The 18,740-nt window shown below is 75.6% G+C and carries 7 protein-coding genes; all 7 read left to right on the top strand.

From position 1 onward, the window contains the following. Nucleotides 1-280: 280 nt before the first annotated feature. Nucleotides 281-5,767 (top strand): non-ribosomal peptide synthetase, encoded by a 5,487-nt coding sequence (locus OG202_RS46045; RefSeq protein WP_328222112.1) that lies wholly within the window; start codon nucleotides 281-283, stop codon nucleotides 5,765-5,767. An 85-nt stretch (nucleotides 5,768-5,852) separates the two neighbouring features. Next, on the top strand, nucleotides 5,853-9,215 hold the full coding sequence (locus tag OG202_RS46050) for a non-ribosomal peptide synthetase (protein ID WP_328222111.1): 3,363 nt from the start codon (nucleotides 5,853-5,855) through the stop codon (nucleotides 9,213-9,215). After that, nucleotides 9,212-13,612: a non-ribosomal peptide synthetase family protein gene (locus tag OG202_RS46055; protein ID WP_327726217.1), complete on the top strand. Its 4,401-nt coding sequence runs from the start codon at nucleotides 9,212-9,214 to the stop codon at nucleotides 13,610-13,612. Before OG202_RS46050 ends, OG202_RS46055 begins: the two co-directional genes overlap by 4 nt. Beyond that, nucleotides 13,609-14,958, top strand: coding sequence for a hypothetical protein (locus OG202_RS46060; RefSeq protein ID WP_328222110.1), 1,350 nt, complete (start codon nucleotides 13,609-13,611; stop codon nucleotides 14,956-14,958). Before OG202_RS46055 ends, OG202_RS46060 begins: the two co-directional genes overlap by 4 nt. Continuing rightward, entirely contained in the window at nucleotides 14,955-17,336 is a 2,382-nt protein-coding gene (locus OG202_RS46065) for a M20/M25/M40 family metallo-hydrolase (protein ID WP_327726215.1), read from the top strand. The genes OG202_RS46060 and OG202_RS46065 overlap by 4 nt, the downstream gene beginning before the upstream one ends. 32 nt (nucleotides 17,337-17,368) lie before the next feature. Next, on the top strand, nucleotides 17,369-17,560 hold the full coding sequence (locus tag OG202_RS46070) for an MbtH family protein (RefSeq protein WP_327726214.1): 192 nt from the start codon (nucleotides 17,369-17,371) through the stop codon (nucleotides 17,558-17,560). Nucleotides 17,561-17,587: 27 nt separating this feature from the next. After that, nucleotides 17,588-18,688: a methyltransferase gene (locus OG202_RS46075; protein WP_326585331.1), complete on the top strand. Its 1,101-nt coding sequence runs from the start codon at nucleotides 17,588-17,590 to the stop codon at nucleotides 18,686-18,688. Nucleotides 18,689-18,740: the final 52 nt, after the last annotated feature.

Here is an 18,740-nt window from a genome sequence, read left to right on the forward strand (position 1 = left end):
CGTGCCGAATGACGTGCGTTCGTGATTTCGGGTGCCCGCGTACGGAAGCCGCGTGTCCCAACCCGTCAAACCATCACCCGAAAACGGTGCGCCGAACAGAATTCCCCGGAAAAGAAACATGCGGTGCACCGAGGCTCAGCCCCTCGTCCAGCGACGCCCTAATTCCACTCAGGGACCGCGCAAGGCGGTTCAGGTGTCCTGGGTCCCGGGCCACGTCCGAACGCCCCCTTCGCGTGGGCCGCGACGACCGCGAAGAAGCATCGAGGAAAGGGCGAGCGCCTTGCATGCGCGTACGAACGAGCAGACGGTGCTCGCCGCCATCCGGTCGGCGTGCGACCGCGACCCCGGCGCGGTGGCCGCGGTGTTCCCCGCCCAGCCCGCGCTCGGCCGGCCCGACGAGACCCGCTTCACCCGCGCCGGCCTGGACCGCGCCGCCCGCGCACTCGCGGTCGGACTGCGCCGCCACGGCGACGCGCCCGTCCTGCTGCTGATGCAGCCGGGCCCCGACTACCTCACCGCCTTCCTCGCCACCACCTACGCCGGGCTGCCCGCCGCGCCCGTCTACCCGCCCAACCCCGCAGACGTACGGCGGGACTTCACCCGGCTCGGCGCGATCCTCGCCAAGCTCCCCGACGCCACCCTGCTCACCGAACCGGGCCTGCTCCAGCCGCTGCGCGCACTGTTCGCCGAGCGGCTGCCGCACATCGACCCCGCCCGGCTCCTCGACACCGCGGCCGACGACGCGCTCGCCGACGCATGGCGCGAGCCCGCCGTACGCGCCGACGACCCGCTGTTCATCCAGTTCACCTCCGGGTCCACCGGCACCCCGCGCGGCGTCGTCGTCGCGCACCGCAACCTGCTCGCCAACGTCGCCGCCATCACCGGCCGGTTCGGGCTCGGCCCCACCAGCACCGGCGCGCTGTGGCTGCCGCCCTACCACGACATGGGGCTCGTCGGCGGCATCCTCACCCCCCTGCTCACCGGCTTCCCCGTCCACCTGCTGTCGCCCCTGTCGTTCCTCGCCGACCCGATGAGCTGGCTGCGGCTGCTCGACCGGACCAGGGCCACACACACCGGTGCCCCCAACTTCGGCTACGCGCTGGCCACCCGGCGCGCCACGCGGCAGGACATCGCCGCCCTCGACCTGAGCGCCCTCGAGGTCGCCTTCTGCGGCGCCGAACCCGTCGACCCGGCAACCCTGCGGGCCTTCGCGCACACCTTCGCCCCCGCCGGCCTGCGCCCGGACGTCTTCCTGCCCTGCTACGGACTGGCCGAGGCCACCCTCATCGTCAGTGGCGCCCGGGCCGGCGCCGGGCCGCGCACCGTACGCGCGGACACCGACGCACTGGCCCAAGGCCGCGTCCAGGAGCCCCGGGAGGGCGCCGCCGTCACCGAACTGGTCACCAGCGGCCCCCCGGTCGCCGGCACCGACGTGCTGATCGCCGACCCCCTGGACGGCAGCCGCCGCCCGGCCGGCACCGTCGGAGAAATCCTCGTCGCCTCCGACGGCGTCGCCACCGGTTATCACGACGAACCCGAGGAGAGCGCACGGGTCTTCGGCGTGCGCGTCGCCGGATCGTCCAGGACCTGGATCCGCACCGGCGACCTCGGCTTCCTCACCGACGACGGCGAACTGGTGCCGGTCGCCCGCGTCAAGGACGTCATCGTCGTACGCGGCCGCAACATCCACCCGCAGGACCTCGAACGCACCGCGCAGGACACCGACCCGGCGATCCGCAAGGGCTGTGTCGCCGTCAGCGCACTGCCCGGCCCCGACGGCAGCGAGGAGATCCTCCTCGTCGCCGAACTGCGCAAGGAGGCTGCCGGCGACCCGGCCGCAGCCCGCCGCACCGCCGCCGCGGTGCGCGCGGCCCTGGCCCGCGAACACTCCGTGCCCGTCGCCGCCGTCCACCTCATCCGCCCCGCGACCCTGCCCAAGACCTCCAGCGGCAAGGTGCGGCGCCGGGCCGCCCGCGCCGCACACCTCGACGGCTCCCTCGACACACTGTGGTGCGACACCGCCTCCCCGCCCCCGCCCGGTGTTGCCTCTCCGCCCCCGCCCGCCCTCGCCTCCTCGCCCCCGCCGGGTGCCGTCTCCTCGCTCTCGCCCGGTGTTGCCTCTCCGCCCCCGCCCGCCCTCGTCTCCTCGCCCCCGCCCGGCGCCGCCTCCCCGCCCCCGCCCGGCGCCGCCTCCCCGCCCCCGCCCGGCACCGGGCCCCGGCCGGCCGGGAACCCGGCGGCCCCCCATACGGCCGACGGCGACCTGCTGCACGCGCTCGCGGCCACCGTCATCGCCCACTTCGGCGGCGGCGACGCCCCCACCGGGGGCCCAGGCGGCGACGCCCCCGCGTGGGTCCCGGACTCCCTCACCGCCGCCCGCCTGGCGGGCGAGACCTCACGGATCTTCCGGATCCTGCTGCCGCCCGCCGACGTGCTCGCCGGCGTCGACGCCGGCCGGCTCGCCGAACTCATCCGGTCCGCGCCCACCGCCGGCGCACCCCTCGCCGCCCCGGACGGGCCGGCGCCCCTCACCCCGGGCCAGGAGTCCCTCGCCCTGCTCCACGAACTCGACCCGGCCGCCCCCGGCCTGTCCCTCGGTATCGCCTTCGCCCTGCCGCAGGCGATCCCCCCCGAACACGTCGCCCGCGCCCTGAACGCCCTGGTCGCCCGCCACCCCGCGCTGCGCAGCCGCCTGCTGCGCCGCGGCCAGGAGTGGACCCGCGTCATCGACGCCGCCCCCGACCCGGCCGCAACCTGGGGCCGCTACTGCACGCTCACCCGCCTCCTCGCCACCGGCGAGGACGAACTCCTCGGCCTGCTCGACGAACACTGCCGCCGCGTCCCCGACCTCACCGAAGGCCCGCTGTTCCACGCCGAGATGGTGCTCTGCGGCACCTACGGCGCCCACCTCGCGGTCACCGTCCACCACGCGGTCGCCGACCTGTGGTCGATCGGCGTGCTCGCCACCGAACTCGCCGCCCTCCTCACCGAGGTGGACCCCGCCACCGCCGCGGCGGCACTGCCCGCCCCGCCCGCCACCCCCGCGGCCCGCCCCGACCCCCGGCGCACCGCTCGCGCCTGGCGGTTCTGGCGCGAACTCTGGGGCCACGGCGTCGACCCTCTCCAGCTCCCGCCCGCCCAGACCCGCCCCGAGAAGGACACCGAAGAGGGCAAGGGCCTGGCCCGCACCGCCGTCCACGCCCCGCTCACCCTGGACGCCGCCCGCACCCGGGCCCTGAAGGCCCTCGCCAAGGAATGCGGCGCCACCCTGTACGCGGTCCTGCTCGCCGCCCAGTCCCTCACCCTGGCCCGGCTCACCAACACCGCCAGGGTCCCTGTCGGCGTCCCGATGCACGGCCGCACCTCCGGCACACATCACGCCGTCGGCTTTCTCGTCTCCACCGTCCCCGTGCCCCTCGACACCGCCACCGGCACCGTCGGCGACCTGGTCGCCCGTGCCTCCCACGCCCTGCGCGGCGCCCTCGCCCACCACACCGTCGGCCACCCCGAACTCGTCGCCCTGTCCGCCGCCGACAACGGCCCCGACATCCCCGCACCGGACGCGGCCCTCCTGCTGCAACAGGACACCCCCGGCGCCCCCCGCGGCCTCGGCACCGGGCTCCTCGGCGCCGGCGTGCGCCTCGGCGACCTCCACCTCGGCGTGACGGTCACCCCGCCGAGCATCGGCCCGTTCGGCCTCACCACCCTCCTCACCGAGAACGACGGCACCCTCACCGGCCGCGTGGAGGCCGACCCCGCCCGGTACGCCGACTGGCTGGCCGGCCAGTTCGCCACGGCCTTCACCGCCGTCGTCGACGGCCTGAGCGCCGGAGCGGACCGGGCCGTCGACGACATCAGCGCCGTCGACGACGAGCAGCGGGCCCGCATGGCGCGCTGGTCCCGGCCGGCACTGCCGGAGAACGGCGAGTCGACGCTGCACGAACTGGTGCTCGACACCGCCCGCCGCCACCCGGGGCGCACCGCCGTCGTCGCCTACGACGGCAGCCTCAGCTACCGGGAACTCGCCGACCGCTCCGCCCGCGTGGCCGCCGCCCTCGCCGCGGCCGGATGCGGCCCCGGCAGCACCGTCGGCGTCCTCGCCCCCCGCGGCCGCGACCTGCCCGCCGCACTCCTCGGTGTGCTGCGCGCGGGCGCCGCCTATCTCCCGCTGGACCCCGCCACCCCGCCCGACCGTGTCGCCGCCGTCCTCCAGGACGCGGGCTGCCGCCATGTCCTCACCGCCTCCGTGGCCGTGGAGCGCGACCACCTCCTGCCCGTCACCCTCGTCGGCCTCGACGCCGCCCTCCGCGACGCACACCGGACCCACATCCCGGTGCCGGAGACCGCCACCGGCCCCGACGACCCGGCGTATCTGCTGTTCACCTCCGGCTCCACCGGACGCCCCAAAGGAGTCGTCATCCGCCACCGCGGCGCCGTCAACCTGGTCCGCTGGGCCGGCCGCGCCTACCGGGACGACGAACTGGCCCGCACCCTCGCCGTCACCCCCACCACCTTCGACCTGTCGGTGTTCGAACTGTTCGTGCCGCTGGCCCGCGGCTGCCAGGTACACATCCTCGACAGCGTCCTGGACCTGTCCGACGCCCCCGCCCACGCCCGGGGCGCCACCCTCCTCAACACCGTGCCCTCGGCCGTCGCCACCCTCGCCGAGCGCGGCACCCTGCCCGCCTCGCTGCGCACCGTCAACGTGGCCGGCGAACCCCTCACCGCCGGCCTGGTGCGCACCCTGCACGACACCCTCCCCGGCGTCCGCGTGGTCAACCTGTACGGGCCCAGTGAGACCACCACCTACTCCACCTACGCCGAACTGCCGCCGGGCACCACCGACCCGGTGCCCATCGGCCGCCCCGTCGGCGGCACCACCCTGGCCGTCGTCGACGCCGACCTGCGCCCGGTGCCCCCGGGCGGCACCGGTGAACTCCTCATCGGCGGCGCCGGAGTCGCCCGCGGCTACGCCGGCCGCGCCGACCTGACCGCCGCCCGCTTCCTGCCCGACCCCGACAGCCCCGGCCGCACCCGGTACCGCACCGGCGACCTGGTGCGGTGGCGGCCCGACGGACAGCTGGAGTTCATCGGCCGCACCGACCACCAGGTCAAGGTCCGCGGATTCCGCATCGAACTCGGCGACGTGGAGAAGGCACTGCGCACGGTCGCCCCCCTCAAGGACGCCGCCGTCCTGGCACTGGGCGAGGGCACCGGCCGCCGCCTGGCCGCCTACCTGGTGCCCGAACAGCCCCTCGACGGCGACCCCGCCCCCTGGCTGCGCGGCATCCGCCGCCGGCTCGGCCGCGAACTGCCCGGCTACATGGTGCCCGGCCAGTACGCCGTCCTGGAGGAACTCCCACGCAACCGGCACGGCAAACTCGACCGCCACCGCCTCGCCCACATCCCGGCCTCGGCACTGCGCACCGGCAGCCGGATCGCCCCGCGCGACGAGCCCGAACGGCGCGTCGCCGCCTGCTGGCGGCAGGTCCTGCCCACCACCGAAGTCGCCGTGAGCGACGAATTCCTCGACCTCGGCGGCCACTCGCTGATGCTCAGCCGCCTCGCCCACCTCCTGGGCCGCGCCTTCGACGTCCACGTACCCCTGACGGAGCTGCGCACCCGCACCACCGTCGCCGAACAGGCCGCCTACCTCAGCGAACTCGCCCGGCAGCCCGCCCCGCCGACCCCCGCCACCCCCGGCTCCCCACGCCGCCTGGACCGCAGCCGCTACACGGCCGCCGGCCGGAGCCGCGGCACCCCCTGACCCGCGTCCCCGGCCTGGCCGCCTCCCGCCGCCCGCCCGACACCGCCCGCCCGCCCCGATTCGGCTGCGACGCCTTGGAGCCCCAGTGAAAGACCGGATACCGCCAGACGCGCACCTCTTTCCCGCCTCCCCGGGCCAGGAGCGGCTGTGGTTCCTGGACCGGATGAACGCCACGGCGAGCCGGGCCTACACACTGGCCCTGCGGCTGGACCTCAAAGGCGCCCTGGAACACACCACCCTGCAGGCCGCCCTCAACCGCGTCATGGAACGCCACGAAGCACTGCGCACCGCACTGCGCCAGGTCGACGGCCGGCTCACCCAGGTCGTCGTGCCCGGCATCACCGCCGGCCTGCCCCTGGTCGACCTGACCGACACCGCCGCAGACGACGACGAGTGCCGGCGCCGCGAACTCGACCGGCTGCTCGGCCAGGAGACCCGCCGCCCCTGGAACCTCGCCCAGCCGCCCCTGCTGCGCTGCCTCCTCGCCCGCCTGGCCGACGACCACCACGTGCTGCTGCTGACCGTCCACCACGCCGTGTGCGACGGGCTCTCCCTGCAGATCGTCCTGCGCGACCTGCTGCAGGCCTACACCCAGGGCGGCCTCGACCCGGACACCGAACCCCTGCAGTTCGCCGACTACGTCGTCTGGAACAGCGGCGCCCCCGACGACGACGGCACCCCCGACCCCCAGTGGGCCGCGCGCCGCCGGCGGGCCCGCGACCACTGGACCGACACCCTCACCGGCGCCCCCCACATCCTCGAACTGCCCACCGACCGCCGCCGCCCCGCCCTGCAGTCCCACGCCGGCGCCCGCGTCCCCGTACGCCTGGCACCCGCCTACGCCGACCGGCTGCGCGACTGGTCCGCCGCCCACGGGGTCACCCCCTTCACCGCACTGCTCACCGCGTACGTCGTCGTCCTGTCCCGCACCAGCGGCTGCGACGACCTGCTCGTCGGCCTGCCCGTCGCCGGACGCGGCCACCCCGACCTGTCCGGCACCGTCGGATACCTCGCCAACACCTGCCCCCTGCGCGCCGACCTGCGCACCGACCCGACCCTCGGCGACCTCAGCCGCACGCTCTACACCACGCTCACCGGCGTCCTCGACCACGCCGACCTGCCCTTCGGTGAACTCGTCGACCTGCTCGCGCCGCCGCGCATGCCCGAACGCAACCCCCTCTTCCAGGTGCTGTTCGGCCTCCAGCAGGACGTGCGGCGCAGCTGGGACCTGCCCGGACTCCACGTCGACGTCACCGACGCCGACTGCGGCAGCGCCCGCGTCGATCTGTCGCTGTTCCTCTTCGAGGACCGCTCCGGGGCCTTCGAGGGATTCCTGGAGTACGCCACCGCGCTGTTCGAGCACTCCACCGCCGAGCGGTTCGCCGACCAGCTCCACCGCGTGCTGAACCAGCTGCTGCGCGACGCGGACGTGCCCGTCTCCGCGGTCGACCTCACCGGCGTCGGCGGCGACACCACCGCCCGCATCGACGGCGGACCGCTGGAGCAGCCCTGGCCGCTGGTGTGGCCGCGCATCGTCGAGATCGCCGGCCGGCACCCCGACGCCGAGGCGGTCCGCGACGAGCGCCGCGCCCTCGACTACACCACCCTGCTCGCCCGCGTCGAAACGGCCGCGGCCCGGCTGCACCGGGCCGGAGCGGGCGCGGGCGACCGCGTCGCGGTCTGCGTCGAACGGGACGCCGACACCGTCGTGGCCCTGCTCGCCTGCTGGCGGCTCCGGGCGGTGTACGTGCCCCTCGACCCGGCGGCCCCGCCGCCGCGGCGCGCGATGATCCTCGACCAGGCCGCCCCCGCCGTCGTCGTCGCCACCGACCCGGCGACCGTCCCCGACGCCCACCGGGCCCGCACCCTGCCCGCCGCCGCCCTGGCCCCCGACCCCGCCCGTCCGCCCGCCCGGCCCTCACCCGCCGCCGCCCGGGCAGCGGTCGCGTCCGCGCCGCTGCCCGCCGGCGGTGCCCGCCCGCCCGACACCGCCTACCTGATGTTCACCTCCGGCTCCACGGGACGCCCCAAGGGCGTCGCCGTCAGCCACGCCAGCCTCACCTCCTTCCTGCACGCCCTCACCGGCCGGATCGAACTGGGCCCCGGCGACCGGTGGCTGGCCCTGACCACCACCGCGTTCGACATCTCCCTGCTCGAACTGCTCGGGCCCCTGGTCACCGGCGCCACCGTCGTCGTCGCCCCCGCCTCCGCCCAGCGCGGCGCCGTCGAACTCGCCGACCGGCTCAGCGCCGCAGGCATCACCGTCGCCCAGGCCACCCCCGCCGTGTGGCGGCTCGCCCTGTCCGCCGGCTGGCAGCCCAGACAGGGCTTCACCCTGCTGTCCGGGGGCGAGGCCCTGCCGCCCGACCTGGCCGACGCCCTGGCCCGCACCCCGGCCGACGTCCACAACCTGTACGGGCCCACCGAGACGACCATCTGGTCCTGCGCCGCCACCGTGCGCCCCGGCGAGCCGGTCACCATCGGCCACCCCCTGCCCGGCACCCGCGTCCTGGTCGCGGACGCCGCACTGCGCCCCGTCCCGGCCGGCGTCTGCGGTGAACTCCTCATCGGCGGGCCCGGCGTGGCCACCGGCTACCTCGGCGACCCGCGGCGCACCGCCGCCCGCTTCGTGCCCGACCCCGACCGCACCGGCGAACGCCTCTACCGCACCGGCGACCTGGTGCGGGTCCGCCCCGACGGCCTGATCGAGTTCGTGGGCCGCGCCGACGACCAGGTCAAGGTGCGCGGCCACCGCATCGAACTCGGCGAGATCGAGGCCGCCCTGCACGCCCTGCCCGGCATACGCCACGCCGCGGCCACCGTCCTCGATCCGCGCGGCGCCGCCCGCATCGCCGCCTTCCTCGTCGCCGACGGCGACGCCCTCGACGCCCCCGACGCGGCGACGGCCCTGCGCGGCCGCCTCGCCCAGGTGCTGCCCGCCGCGTATCTCCCCACCGAGCTGTACGCGCTCGACGCCGTGCCGCTCAACCCCAACGGCAAGGTCGACCGGCGTGCCCTGCCCGGCAGCGGACGGCGCCTGGACGGCGGCCACGAGCGCGTCGCACCCTCCACCGGCGCCGAACGCGCCGTCGCCCGGCTGTGGTGCGAACTCCTGGGCCTGCCCGAAGTCGGCATCCACGACGACTTCTTCGGCCTGGGCGGCCACTCCATGCTCGCCGCCCGGCTGCTGCAACGCATCGACGACGACCTCGGCACCCGCGTGCCCGTGGCCGAGTTCTTCATCGAACCGACCGTCGCCCGGCTCGCCCGGACCGTGGGCCAGCTGCACGGCGACGACACCGCACTCCACGGCCCCCACGGCCGAACGACACAGCACACCGAGCCCGCGTCCCCGGGGCAGCCGGCCCCCGCCGACGACTGGGACTTCCCCGCCGTCCGCCGCACCGTGCCCGGCCAAGTCCCCGTTCACCAGGAGGTTGTGCAGTGAGCAAGCAGGACGCCCCCTCATTCGGCCAGACCCTGCAGCAGGTGCTGGCCGAGCGCGGCGCGGACGCCGCCGCCCCGCTGTCCGCGGAGCAGAAACGGCTGTGGCTGCTGGGCGGCATCGCCGACGGCGCCTGGGCGGTGGTCAGCGCCCGCTACCGCATCCCCGCCGCCACCGACCCCGCCGAACTGCAGCTGCGCCTGGCCACCCTGGTGTCCCGGCACGAGACGCTGCGCAGCGTCTTCGTCGACGTCGCCGGCCGCCCCGCCCGCCTGGTGCTGCCCTTCGCCCAGCCCCTGATGCGCACCGTCGACGACATCAGCCGGCAGGACCCGGCCGCCGTCGAGGAACTCGTGCGCCACACGGTCCAGGAGGAGTTCCCGCTCGGCCACGGCCCGCTCCTGCGCGTCCTGCTGCTGCGCTCCGCCGGCACGGACAGCGAACTCGTCCTGGCCGGACACCGACTCGCCCTCGACGCCACCTCCCTGGACCTGCTCGCCGCCGAACTCCTCGGCGCCGACGTCACCGAACCCCCCGACGCCCTCTCCACGGCCCTGGCCGCGCAGCGCACCGCCCTGGCAGACGAGGGCCTCAAACAGCGGCTCACCGCCTGGGCCGGGCAGCTCGCCCGTCCCGCCGCCACCGACATCCCCGGCCACGGACCCCGCCCCGAGGTCAAACAGAACGCCCACGCCCGCGTGGAACTGCGGCTGCCCGCCGCCCTCGCCGCCCGCGCCGCGGACACCGACGACCTCGACGCGCACGCCGCCACCGCCTGGCTCACCGTGCTCCTGCGCAACCAGGCCACGGGCGCCGCCCAGTGCGGCGTCCGCACCGGCCGGCCCGCCGAACTGGCCGCCGTGGCCGGCCCGCTGGACACCCTGCGCCCGGTCCGCGTGGACGACGCCGCCGACCGCCCGCTCGGCGACCTCCTCACCGAGGTCGCCGCACAACTGCGCACCCCCGCCGCCGACGTGCCCTTCGCCCACCTCGTGCAGAGCGCGCCACCGCGCCGCGACCTCAGCCGCACCCCGTATCTGCAGACCGTCGTGCGCACCCACCGCGCCGGGCGCGGCGCGGCCCGCCCCGTGCCGGGCGCCGCGGGCGGCACCGAATACGACCTCGAACTCACCCTCCGCCCCGACCAGGACGCCCTGCACCTGCGCATCGACTACGACAGCGCCCTGCACCCCGAAGAGCGCGTACGCGGCCTCGGCTCCCAGTTCGCCGCCGTCCTCGACGCCGTACTGCCCGGCGGCGACGCCCGGCTCACCCCCGCCACCGTCGTCCTGCACGACGACGCCGCGGCCGCCCGCGCCGTCCGGGCGGGACGCGGAACACCCATCGAGGACTGCGGCAACTCCCTGGTCGACCTGGTCCGCGACCGCGCCGCCGAAACCCCCGACGCCCTCGCCCTGCGCCAGAGCGACACCCACCTCACCTACGCCCAGCTGTGGGCCGGCGCCACCCGCCTCGCCGACGAACTGGCCGCCCGGGGCGTGCGCCCCGGCGACCGCGTCGCCGTCTGGCTGCACCGCACCCCCGCCACCGTCACCACCCTGCTCGCCGTCCTCGCCGCGGGCGCCGTGTTCGTACCCGTCGACGCCGCCTACCCCGAGGAACGGGTCCGCTACCTCCTGGCCGACGCCCGGCCCGCGCTCGTGGTGAGCGACAGCTCGGTGCCCGGATCCGCCGACCCCGGCGTGCCCACCCTCCTCCTGGACCGGCTGCCCGCCACCCCCACCCAGGGCCCCGCCAGACCCGAACGGGTCCCGGCGCACGCCCCCGCCTACATGATCTACACCTCCGGATCCACCGGCCGCCCCAAGGGCGTCCTCGTCCGCCACTCCAGCGTGGTCAACAACCTGCGCTGGCGGCAGCGCACCTGGCCGCTGAACGCCGACGACCGGGTCCTGCACAACCACAGCTTCAGCTTCGACCCCGCCATCTGGGCGGTGTTCTGGCCCCTGGCCGCCGGCGCGTGCGTCGTCCTGGCCGCACAGGAGCAGATGACCGACCCCAACGCGATGCTGCAGACCCTCCGCAACGAGCAGGTCACCGTCCTGGGCGGCGTCCCCTCCCTGCTCACCGTGCTGCTCGACCACCGCGACGCCGGAGCCTGCACCCGCGTCCGCCTCGTCCTGTCCGGCGCCGAGCCGCTCACCGACACCCTCCTGGAGCGGATCTCCACCACCTGGTCCGCGGACGTCGTCAACCTGTACGGGCCCACCGAGGCCACCATCGACGCCACCGCCTACACCGTGCCCGCCGGCGCCCGCACCATGCCGCTGCCGATCGGCCGCGCCGTCGACAACACCGGCGTCCACGTCGTCGACGCCCAACTGCGGCCCGTACCCGACGACATACCCGGCGAGATCGTCGTCACCGGCGCCGGCCTGGCGGCCGGCTACCACGACCGGCCCGAGCTGTCCGCCCGGCGCTTCCTGCCCGACCCCTTCGACACCCCCGCAGGACGCCTGTACCGCACCGGCGACCTGGGCCGCCGGCTGCCCGACGGGAACATCCAGTTCCTCGGCCGCATCGACGACCAGGTCAAGATCCGCGGCCACCGCGTCGAACTGTCCGAGGTCGAGAGCGCCGTCACCGCCGTACCCGGCGTCCTGGACGCCTGCGTCACCGCCCTGGACGCCGGCACCGAGCACGCCCGGCTGGCCGCCGCCGTCGTCCTGCCCGGCCAGGACGGCCAGGACGGCCGTCCCACGCCCGAGCGGCTCCGCGAGGCCCTCGCCCAGCAGCTGCCCGCCCATCTGGTGCCCGACCGGTTCCTGGTCGTCGACCAGCTGCCGCGCACCCCCAACGGCAAGGCCGACCGCCGCCGCGTCGCCGAACTCCTCGCCGACGCACCCGAGCCGGGCCACGGCACACCCCAGGGCACCACCGAGCCCCGCAACGCCGTGGAGCGCTCCGTCGCCCAGGCCTTCGCCGAGGTGCTGCGCGTGGCCGCCGTCGACCTCCACGCCGACTTCTTCGACGCCGGCGGCACCTCACTGATGCTCGCCCGGCTGGCCTCCCTGCTCGGCGACCGGCACGACGTGGACATCCCGCTGCACGAGTTCTTCCGCACCCCGACCGCCGCCGGCGTCGCCGAGACCATCGAGGTGTACCGGCGCGAGGGCATCGCGGGAGTCCTCGGCCGCAAGCACGCCGCGACGCTGGAGAACGACGGCACCCTGGACGCGTCCATCACCCCCGACGGGCTGCCCCGCGCCGACTGGGACAACCCCCGGCGCGTCTTCCTCACCGGCGCCACCGGCTACCTCGGACTCCACCTCCTGGAGCAGCTCCTGCGCCGCACGGACGCCGAGGTCGTCACGCTGTGCCGGGCCCGCGACGCCGAACACGCCATGCGGCGGCTCCGGGACGGCTTCGCGCTCTACGAGATCGACATCGACGACCAGCTCCACCGGGTGACCTGCGTGAGCGGCGACCTCGCCGAGGAACGCCTCGGCCTGACCCCGCGGCAGTGGCACGACCTGGCGGCCACCGTCGACGTCATCTACCACAACGGCGCCCTGGTCAACTTCGTCTACCCCTACTCCGCGCTCAAGGCCGCCAACGTCGGCGGCACCCAGCGGGTCATCGAACTGGCCTGCACCACCCGGCTGAAGAGCGTCCACCACGTCTCCACCATCGACACCCTGCTCGCCACCCACATGCCCCGCCCGTTCCTGGAGACCGACGCCCCGCTGAACTCCGCGGTCGGCGTCCCGGCCGGCTACACCGGCAGCAAGTGGGTCGCCGAGAAAGTCGTCAACGAGGCCCGCAAACGCGGCATCCCCGTCTGCGTCTACCGCCCCGGCCTCATCCTGGGCCACACCCGCAACGGCGCCACCCAGACCATCGACTACCTGCTGGTCGCCCTGCGCGGCTACCTGCCGATGCGGATCCTGCCCGACTACCCCCGCATCTTCGACGTCATCCCCGTCGACCACGTCGCCCGGGCCATCGTGCACATCTCCGGCAAACCCGAAGCCCTCGGCGGCTTCTACCACCTGTTCAACCCCGCACCGGTGCCGCTGCGCACCTTCTGCGACTGGATCAGAAGCTACGGCTACGAGTTCGACACCGTGCCCTTCGAGGAGGGCAGGCGGCGGGCCCTCGGCGTCGGCCCGGGCCACCTGCTGTACCCGCTGGTACCGCTGATCAAGGACGCCGAGGCCGAGCCGCACCGGGCCCTGGACCCCAAGTACCTGCACGAGGTCCGGCCCGCCCTCGAATGCGCCCGGACACTGCGCATGCTCCAGGGCAGCGACGTGCACTGCCCGCCGACCACCGAGGCCGACGCGCACGCCGTCCTGGACTACCTGGTCCGCACCGGGTTCATGCCCGCGCCCGCCGACATCGTGCCCGACGCCTGGACCGCAGGGGAGACCCGATGACCGACCTCGACCACACCGCGCCCTCAGGCCGGCCCGACTACGTGGCCCAGGTGGCCACGGTGCCCTTCCTGCTCGGCCGCCCCGAGGAACTGCCCGCCACCGGCCCGCGGATCCGCGACGCCGCCGCCGGCCGGGCGGCACAGGTCCTCGGCCGGCTGTCCGGGCCCGGCGCCCGGGACAGCCTCGCCGGCCTCCTGTCCGCCGCCCGCACCGCCCGGGACGAGCTGACCCCCACCGGCACCGGACCGGTCGGCGAGGACCCCGAGGAGTCGGAGGCCAACGGGGACAACGACCTCGCCTTCGGCATCGTCCGCACCCGCGGCCCGGCCGCCGAACTCCTCGTCGACGCCGGCGTCCACGCCCTCATCGGCATCCTGGAGGTGGCCGCCGACCACGGCAGCGACCTCGACGCCCCGACCTGGCAGCGCTTCCTCGGCGGCTTCGACGCCCTCTTCGGCTGGCTCGCCGACCCCGGCCGCGCCCCCGCGGTGAGCGCGATGCCCGCCGCCGGACCGCCCGCGGCCCCCGCACCGCAGGACGCGCTGCGCCGCTGGGTGCGCGGACACCACGTGTTCATGGTGTTCGCGCAGGCCGCCACCACCGCCGCCCGCGTCCTGCAGAACAGCGCCGAACACGCCGACCCCGGCGCCGCCGCGGCGGCCGCCGCCGCCACCGTGGAACTGATGCGCGGCTGCCACGGCGCGCTCGCCTACGCCGGCAGCGCCAACCGCGACCAGTACAACGAGCAGATCCGGCCCACCCTGATGCCGCCCGTCGCCCCGCCGAAGATGAGCGGCCTGCACTGGCGCGACCACGAGGCGCTCATCGTGGAACTGGGCCGCAGCGGCCCCGCCTGGCAGTGGCTGGAGGCCCGGCGCCCGGGCCTGCTCGGCGAGTTCCGGCACGTGCTCGGCGAGGCCTACGACGCGCACCGCGGCGTGTGCGGGCACTTCGTCGGCGACATGGCACCCAGCCTGCTCGCCACCCAGCGCTCCTCGCGTTCCGCGGTCGGCGTCCTCTCCCAGCTGCGCCGCGTCCGCCTCGGCGCCCTGCCGACACCGGCCGACCCGGACGCCACCGCCCCCAACACCGCATCGCACACCGCCGGCCCGGACGCCGCATCGCACACCACCGCCCCTGCCGCCCCCAACACCGCATCGCACACCGCCGGCCCGGACGCCGCATCGCACACCACCGCCCCTGCCACCGCCGACCCGGACGCCGCATCGCACACCACCGCCCCGGACGCCGCCGCAGCACCTCACGCGTGCCCGGCCGACTCCGGCACCGGCGCTCCCGCGTCCACCCCGCCCGCCCCGCCCGCCGCGCACGGGGAACCCACGTGAGCCGCCCGACCCACGCCCTGCGGCGGGCCCTGACCCGGTTCGGCCCGGCCGCGGCCGCCACCGCCGCCGCCGCGGTGGCCGCCACCGCCCTCACCGCGCCGCGCCCCCGCGCCCAGGACGCCCCCGACCGCGACTTCTCCGCCGCCCGCGCCCTGCGCCACCTGCGCGAAGTGGCGTCGGAACCGCACCCGACGGGCTCCCCGGCCGCCGACCGGGTACGCGCCCACCTCCTGGCCGAACTCAAGGAACTGGGCCTGGAGACCGAGGTCCAGGACGCCGTCGCCGGCCACGCCGTCGGCCGTACCCCCTACGGCCCCGAGTACCTGGCCGCGGGCCGCGTACGCAACGTCATCGGCCGCCTGCCCGGCTCCGTGCCCGGCAGGTCCGTCCTGCTCATGACGCACTACGACTCCGTGCCGCAGGGCCCCGGCGCCAGCGACGCGGGCGTGCCGGTCGCCGCCCTCCTGGAGGCGGTGCGCGCACTGCGCGCCGACGGCCGCACCCTCCTCAACGACCTGCTCGTGGTCTTCACCGACGGCGAGGAGGCCGGACTCCTGGGCGGCCGGGCCTTCTTCGACCAGCACCCGCTCGCCGCCACCGTCGGCGTCGTCCTCAACTTCGAGGCGCGCGGCACCCGCGGCCCGGTGCTGATGTTCGAGGCCGGGCCGGGCAACGGCCCCGTCCTCGAACACCTCGCCCACACCGGCGTCCCCGTCTTCGCCAGCTCCCTGTTCGACGCCGTCTACCGGCGCATGACCAACGCCACCGACTTCTCCGTCGCCAAGCAGCACGGCCTGCCGGGCCTCAACTTCGCCCACATCGGCGGCTTCTCCCGCTACCACGGCCCCCTGGACGACCTCGACCACGTCGACCACCGGGCCCTGCAGCACCACGGCGACCTGGCCCTGGCACTGGCCCGCCGCCTCGGCGACGCCGACCTCGCCGAACTCACCGGCGGCGACGCGGTGTTCTTCCCCGTCAAACGCGGCACCCTGGCCCGCCTCCCGGCAGCCGCGGTGCCCGCGCTGACCGCCACCGCAGGACTTGTCTGGGCCGGCGGCCTGCGCAGCGCGCTGCGCCGCGGCACCCTCGACGGCCGCCGCCTCGCCGGTGACGGCGCCCTGCTCGCCGCCAAGGCCCTCGCGGGCGCCGCCGCCGGCACGGCGTTCACCGCGGCGCTCGGCAGGGCCGCCCCCGAGTTCCGCCGGCACGGCGACTTCCACGGCTCGGGCGATGTGTACGCGGCCGTCCTCGGCCTCGCCTCGGCCGCGGCCCTCGCCCAGCGCGGCGACCGCTCCCGCGCCGCTTCACGGGCCGCGGCCGCCACCCTGCCGCTGACGGCCGCGTCCGCCGCCCTGGCGGGCGCCCTTCCGGGCGGCAGCTATCTGACCCTGTGGCCCTGGCTCGGCGCCGGCACCGGCCTGTGGCTGCTGACCGCCGACGACACCGGCCGGGCCGCCGATCTGCGGCACGCCGCCGGCGCCACCGCGGCCGCCGTGCCCGCCGCCGCGCTGCTCCTGCCGCTGACCCGGCTGCTCTTCGACGGGCTCACCCCGCGCCTGGCCGGGACCGGTGTCGTCGCCGTCCAGCTCGCCGGGGAACTCGCGGCACCCGCCCTGGCCGGACTCGACCCCCGGGTGCGCCGCACCGCCGTCGCGGGCGGACTGCTGCTCGCCGCCGGCGTCGCCGCCCGGCGCCTGGCCCGCCGCGGCAAAGGCACCCCGCCGCCCGAGACCCTCAGCCATCTCCACCTCCCCGAGCGCGGCGAGGCACTGTGGCTCAGCAGCGACGCCACCCCCACCCCGCGCGCCCGGGCCGCCCTGGGGGACACCCCCGAACACGGCCCGCTGCCCGAGCTGTTCCCCGGCTGGAACTACTCCTTCCACCACGCCCCGGCCCCGACCGTCGACCTGCCCGCACCACGGGCGGACATCGAGGGCGAGGCTCCCGGCGAGGCGGGCTGCCGCAGCGTACGGCTGCTGCTGCGCTCCCCGCGGGGCGCCCGCCAGCTCTCGCTCGCGGCCCTGGACACCGGGGTACGGCGCTGGCGCGTCGAGGACGGCCCGTGGAGCGAACCCACCGCCCGCACCCCGTCACCCCACGCGCCGGCCGGCCCCCAGGACGGCGGCTGGGAGCTGTGGCTGCACGGCGTACCCGACTCGGGCATCCGGGTCGAACTCGAACTTCCGTCCGCTCCGGTGCGGTTGAGGCTGCTCGACCGGGTGGACGGACTGCCCCGGGAACCCGCCGGCCTGCCGGCGGGCGGCACCGGCCCCGGGGAGCACCACCCGGCAGCCGCCCTGCACGTCGACACCTGGGGCAACGCCTCACTGGTGGCGGCCACCGTGCGGATACCGGCCCGGACTCACCCGCAATGACAGTCGACCCAGACTCGAGAGGAACGCAGAGGGTGCCCACTTTCCTGGGAGAAGACGACTCCGTCGCATGTGCGGTGGTCGTCAACGACAAGGGACAGTACTCGATTTGGCCGCAGGAGCGCGCGATCCCCGAGGGTTGGCGCGCCACCGGTGTCAGCGGGCCGCGCGACGCCTGCCTCGAGAACATCGCGTCCGTCTGGCCCGAACCGACGGCTGCCACCTGACACCGCAGGAACCGACAAGGAGATCACATGACCCTGAACGCCCCGGACCTGTCCCCGCTCACGGCCGCCGCCGGCGGCCCGCCCACCGGCAGGACCCCGCTGGACATGGACGGCCTGGCCTGGATCCTCTTCGGCCACGCCGCGTTCCAGTACCTGAACGCGGCCTGTGAACTGAACCTGTACGAGCTCCTCGAGGCGAAGCCGGGTCTGACCGGCGAGGAGATCGGTGCCGAGCTGGGCCTGGCCGAGCGGGCCACCGACATCCTCCTGCTCGGCGCCGCCTCCCTGGGCACGCTCACCGTCCAGGACGGCCGCTACCAGGTGGCGGCCGTCCTCTCGGACCTCGTCAAGACCCCCGACTGGCAGCGCTTCAAGGACACCGTCGCCTTCGAGCAGTACGTCGTCTACGAGGGCCAGCTCGACTTCACGGAGTCGCTGCGCACCAACAGCAACGTCGGTCTGCGCCGTGTCCGCGGCACCGGCCGCGACCTGTACCACCGCCTCAGCGAGAACCCGCACATGGAGTCGGTGTTCTACAAGTACATGCGGTCCTGGTCGGAGCTGGCCAACCAGCACCTGGTGGAGAAACTCGACCTGTCGGGCAGCCGCCGGCTGCTCGACTGCGGCGGCGGCGACGCGGTGAACTCCATCGCCCTCACCCAGGCCAACCCGCACCTGTCCGCGACCATCCTGGAGATCGCGGCGACCGCCCCGATCACCGAGAAGAAGATCGAGGAGGCCGGTCTCAGCGACCGCATCGACGTCAAGCCGGGCGACATGCACGCCGACGAGTTCCCCACCGGCTACGACACCGTCATGTTCGCCCACCAGCTGGTCATCTGGACCCCGGAGGAGAACACGGCGCTGCTGCGCAAGGCGTACGAGACGCTGCCCGAGGGCGGCCGCGTCATCATCTTCAACTCCATGTCCAACGACGAGGGGGACGGCCCCGTCGTGGCCGCCCTGGACAGCGTCTACTTCGCCGCGCTGCCGGCCGAGGGAGGCATGATCTACCCCTGGAAGACCTACGAGGAGTCCCTGCGCAAGGCCGGGTTCGACGAGTCCGCCTTCGAGCGGATCGAGTTCCCGGGCTGGACTCCGCACGGCGTCATCATCGCCACCAAGTAAGCACCGCGCCCCCGGTACACCACCGGGCCCGCGCACCGCCCGGCCCCCGGAC

Origin of the sequence: Streptomyces sp. NBC_00310 (genome assembly GCF_036208085.1) — a bacterium.
Taxonomy (GTDB): domain Bacteria; phylum Actinomycetota; class Actinomycetes; order Streptomycetales; family Streptomycetaceae; genus Streptomyces.

Excerpts from the sequence above, each read along its gene's own strand:
- OG202_RS46060 (WP_328222110.1), top strand. The coding sequence starts at position 13,609 with ATGACCGACCTCGACCACACCGCGCCCTCAGGCCGGCCCGACTACGTG.
- OG202_RS46075 (WP_326585331.1), top strand. The coding sequence starts at position 17,588 with ATGACCCTGAACGCCCCGGACCTGTCCCCGCTCACGGCCGCCGCCGGC.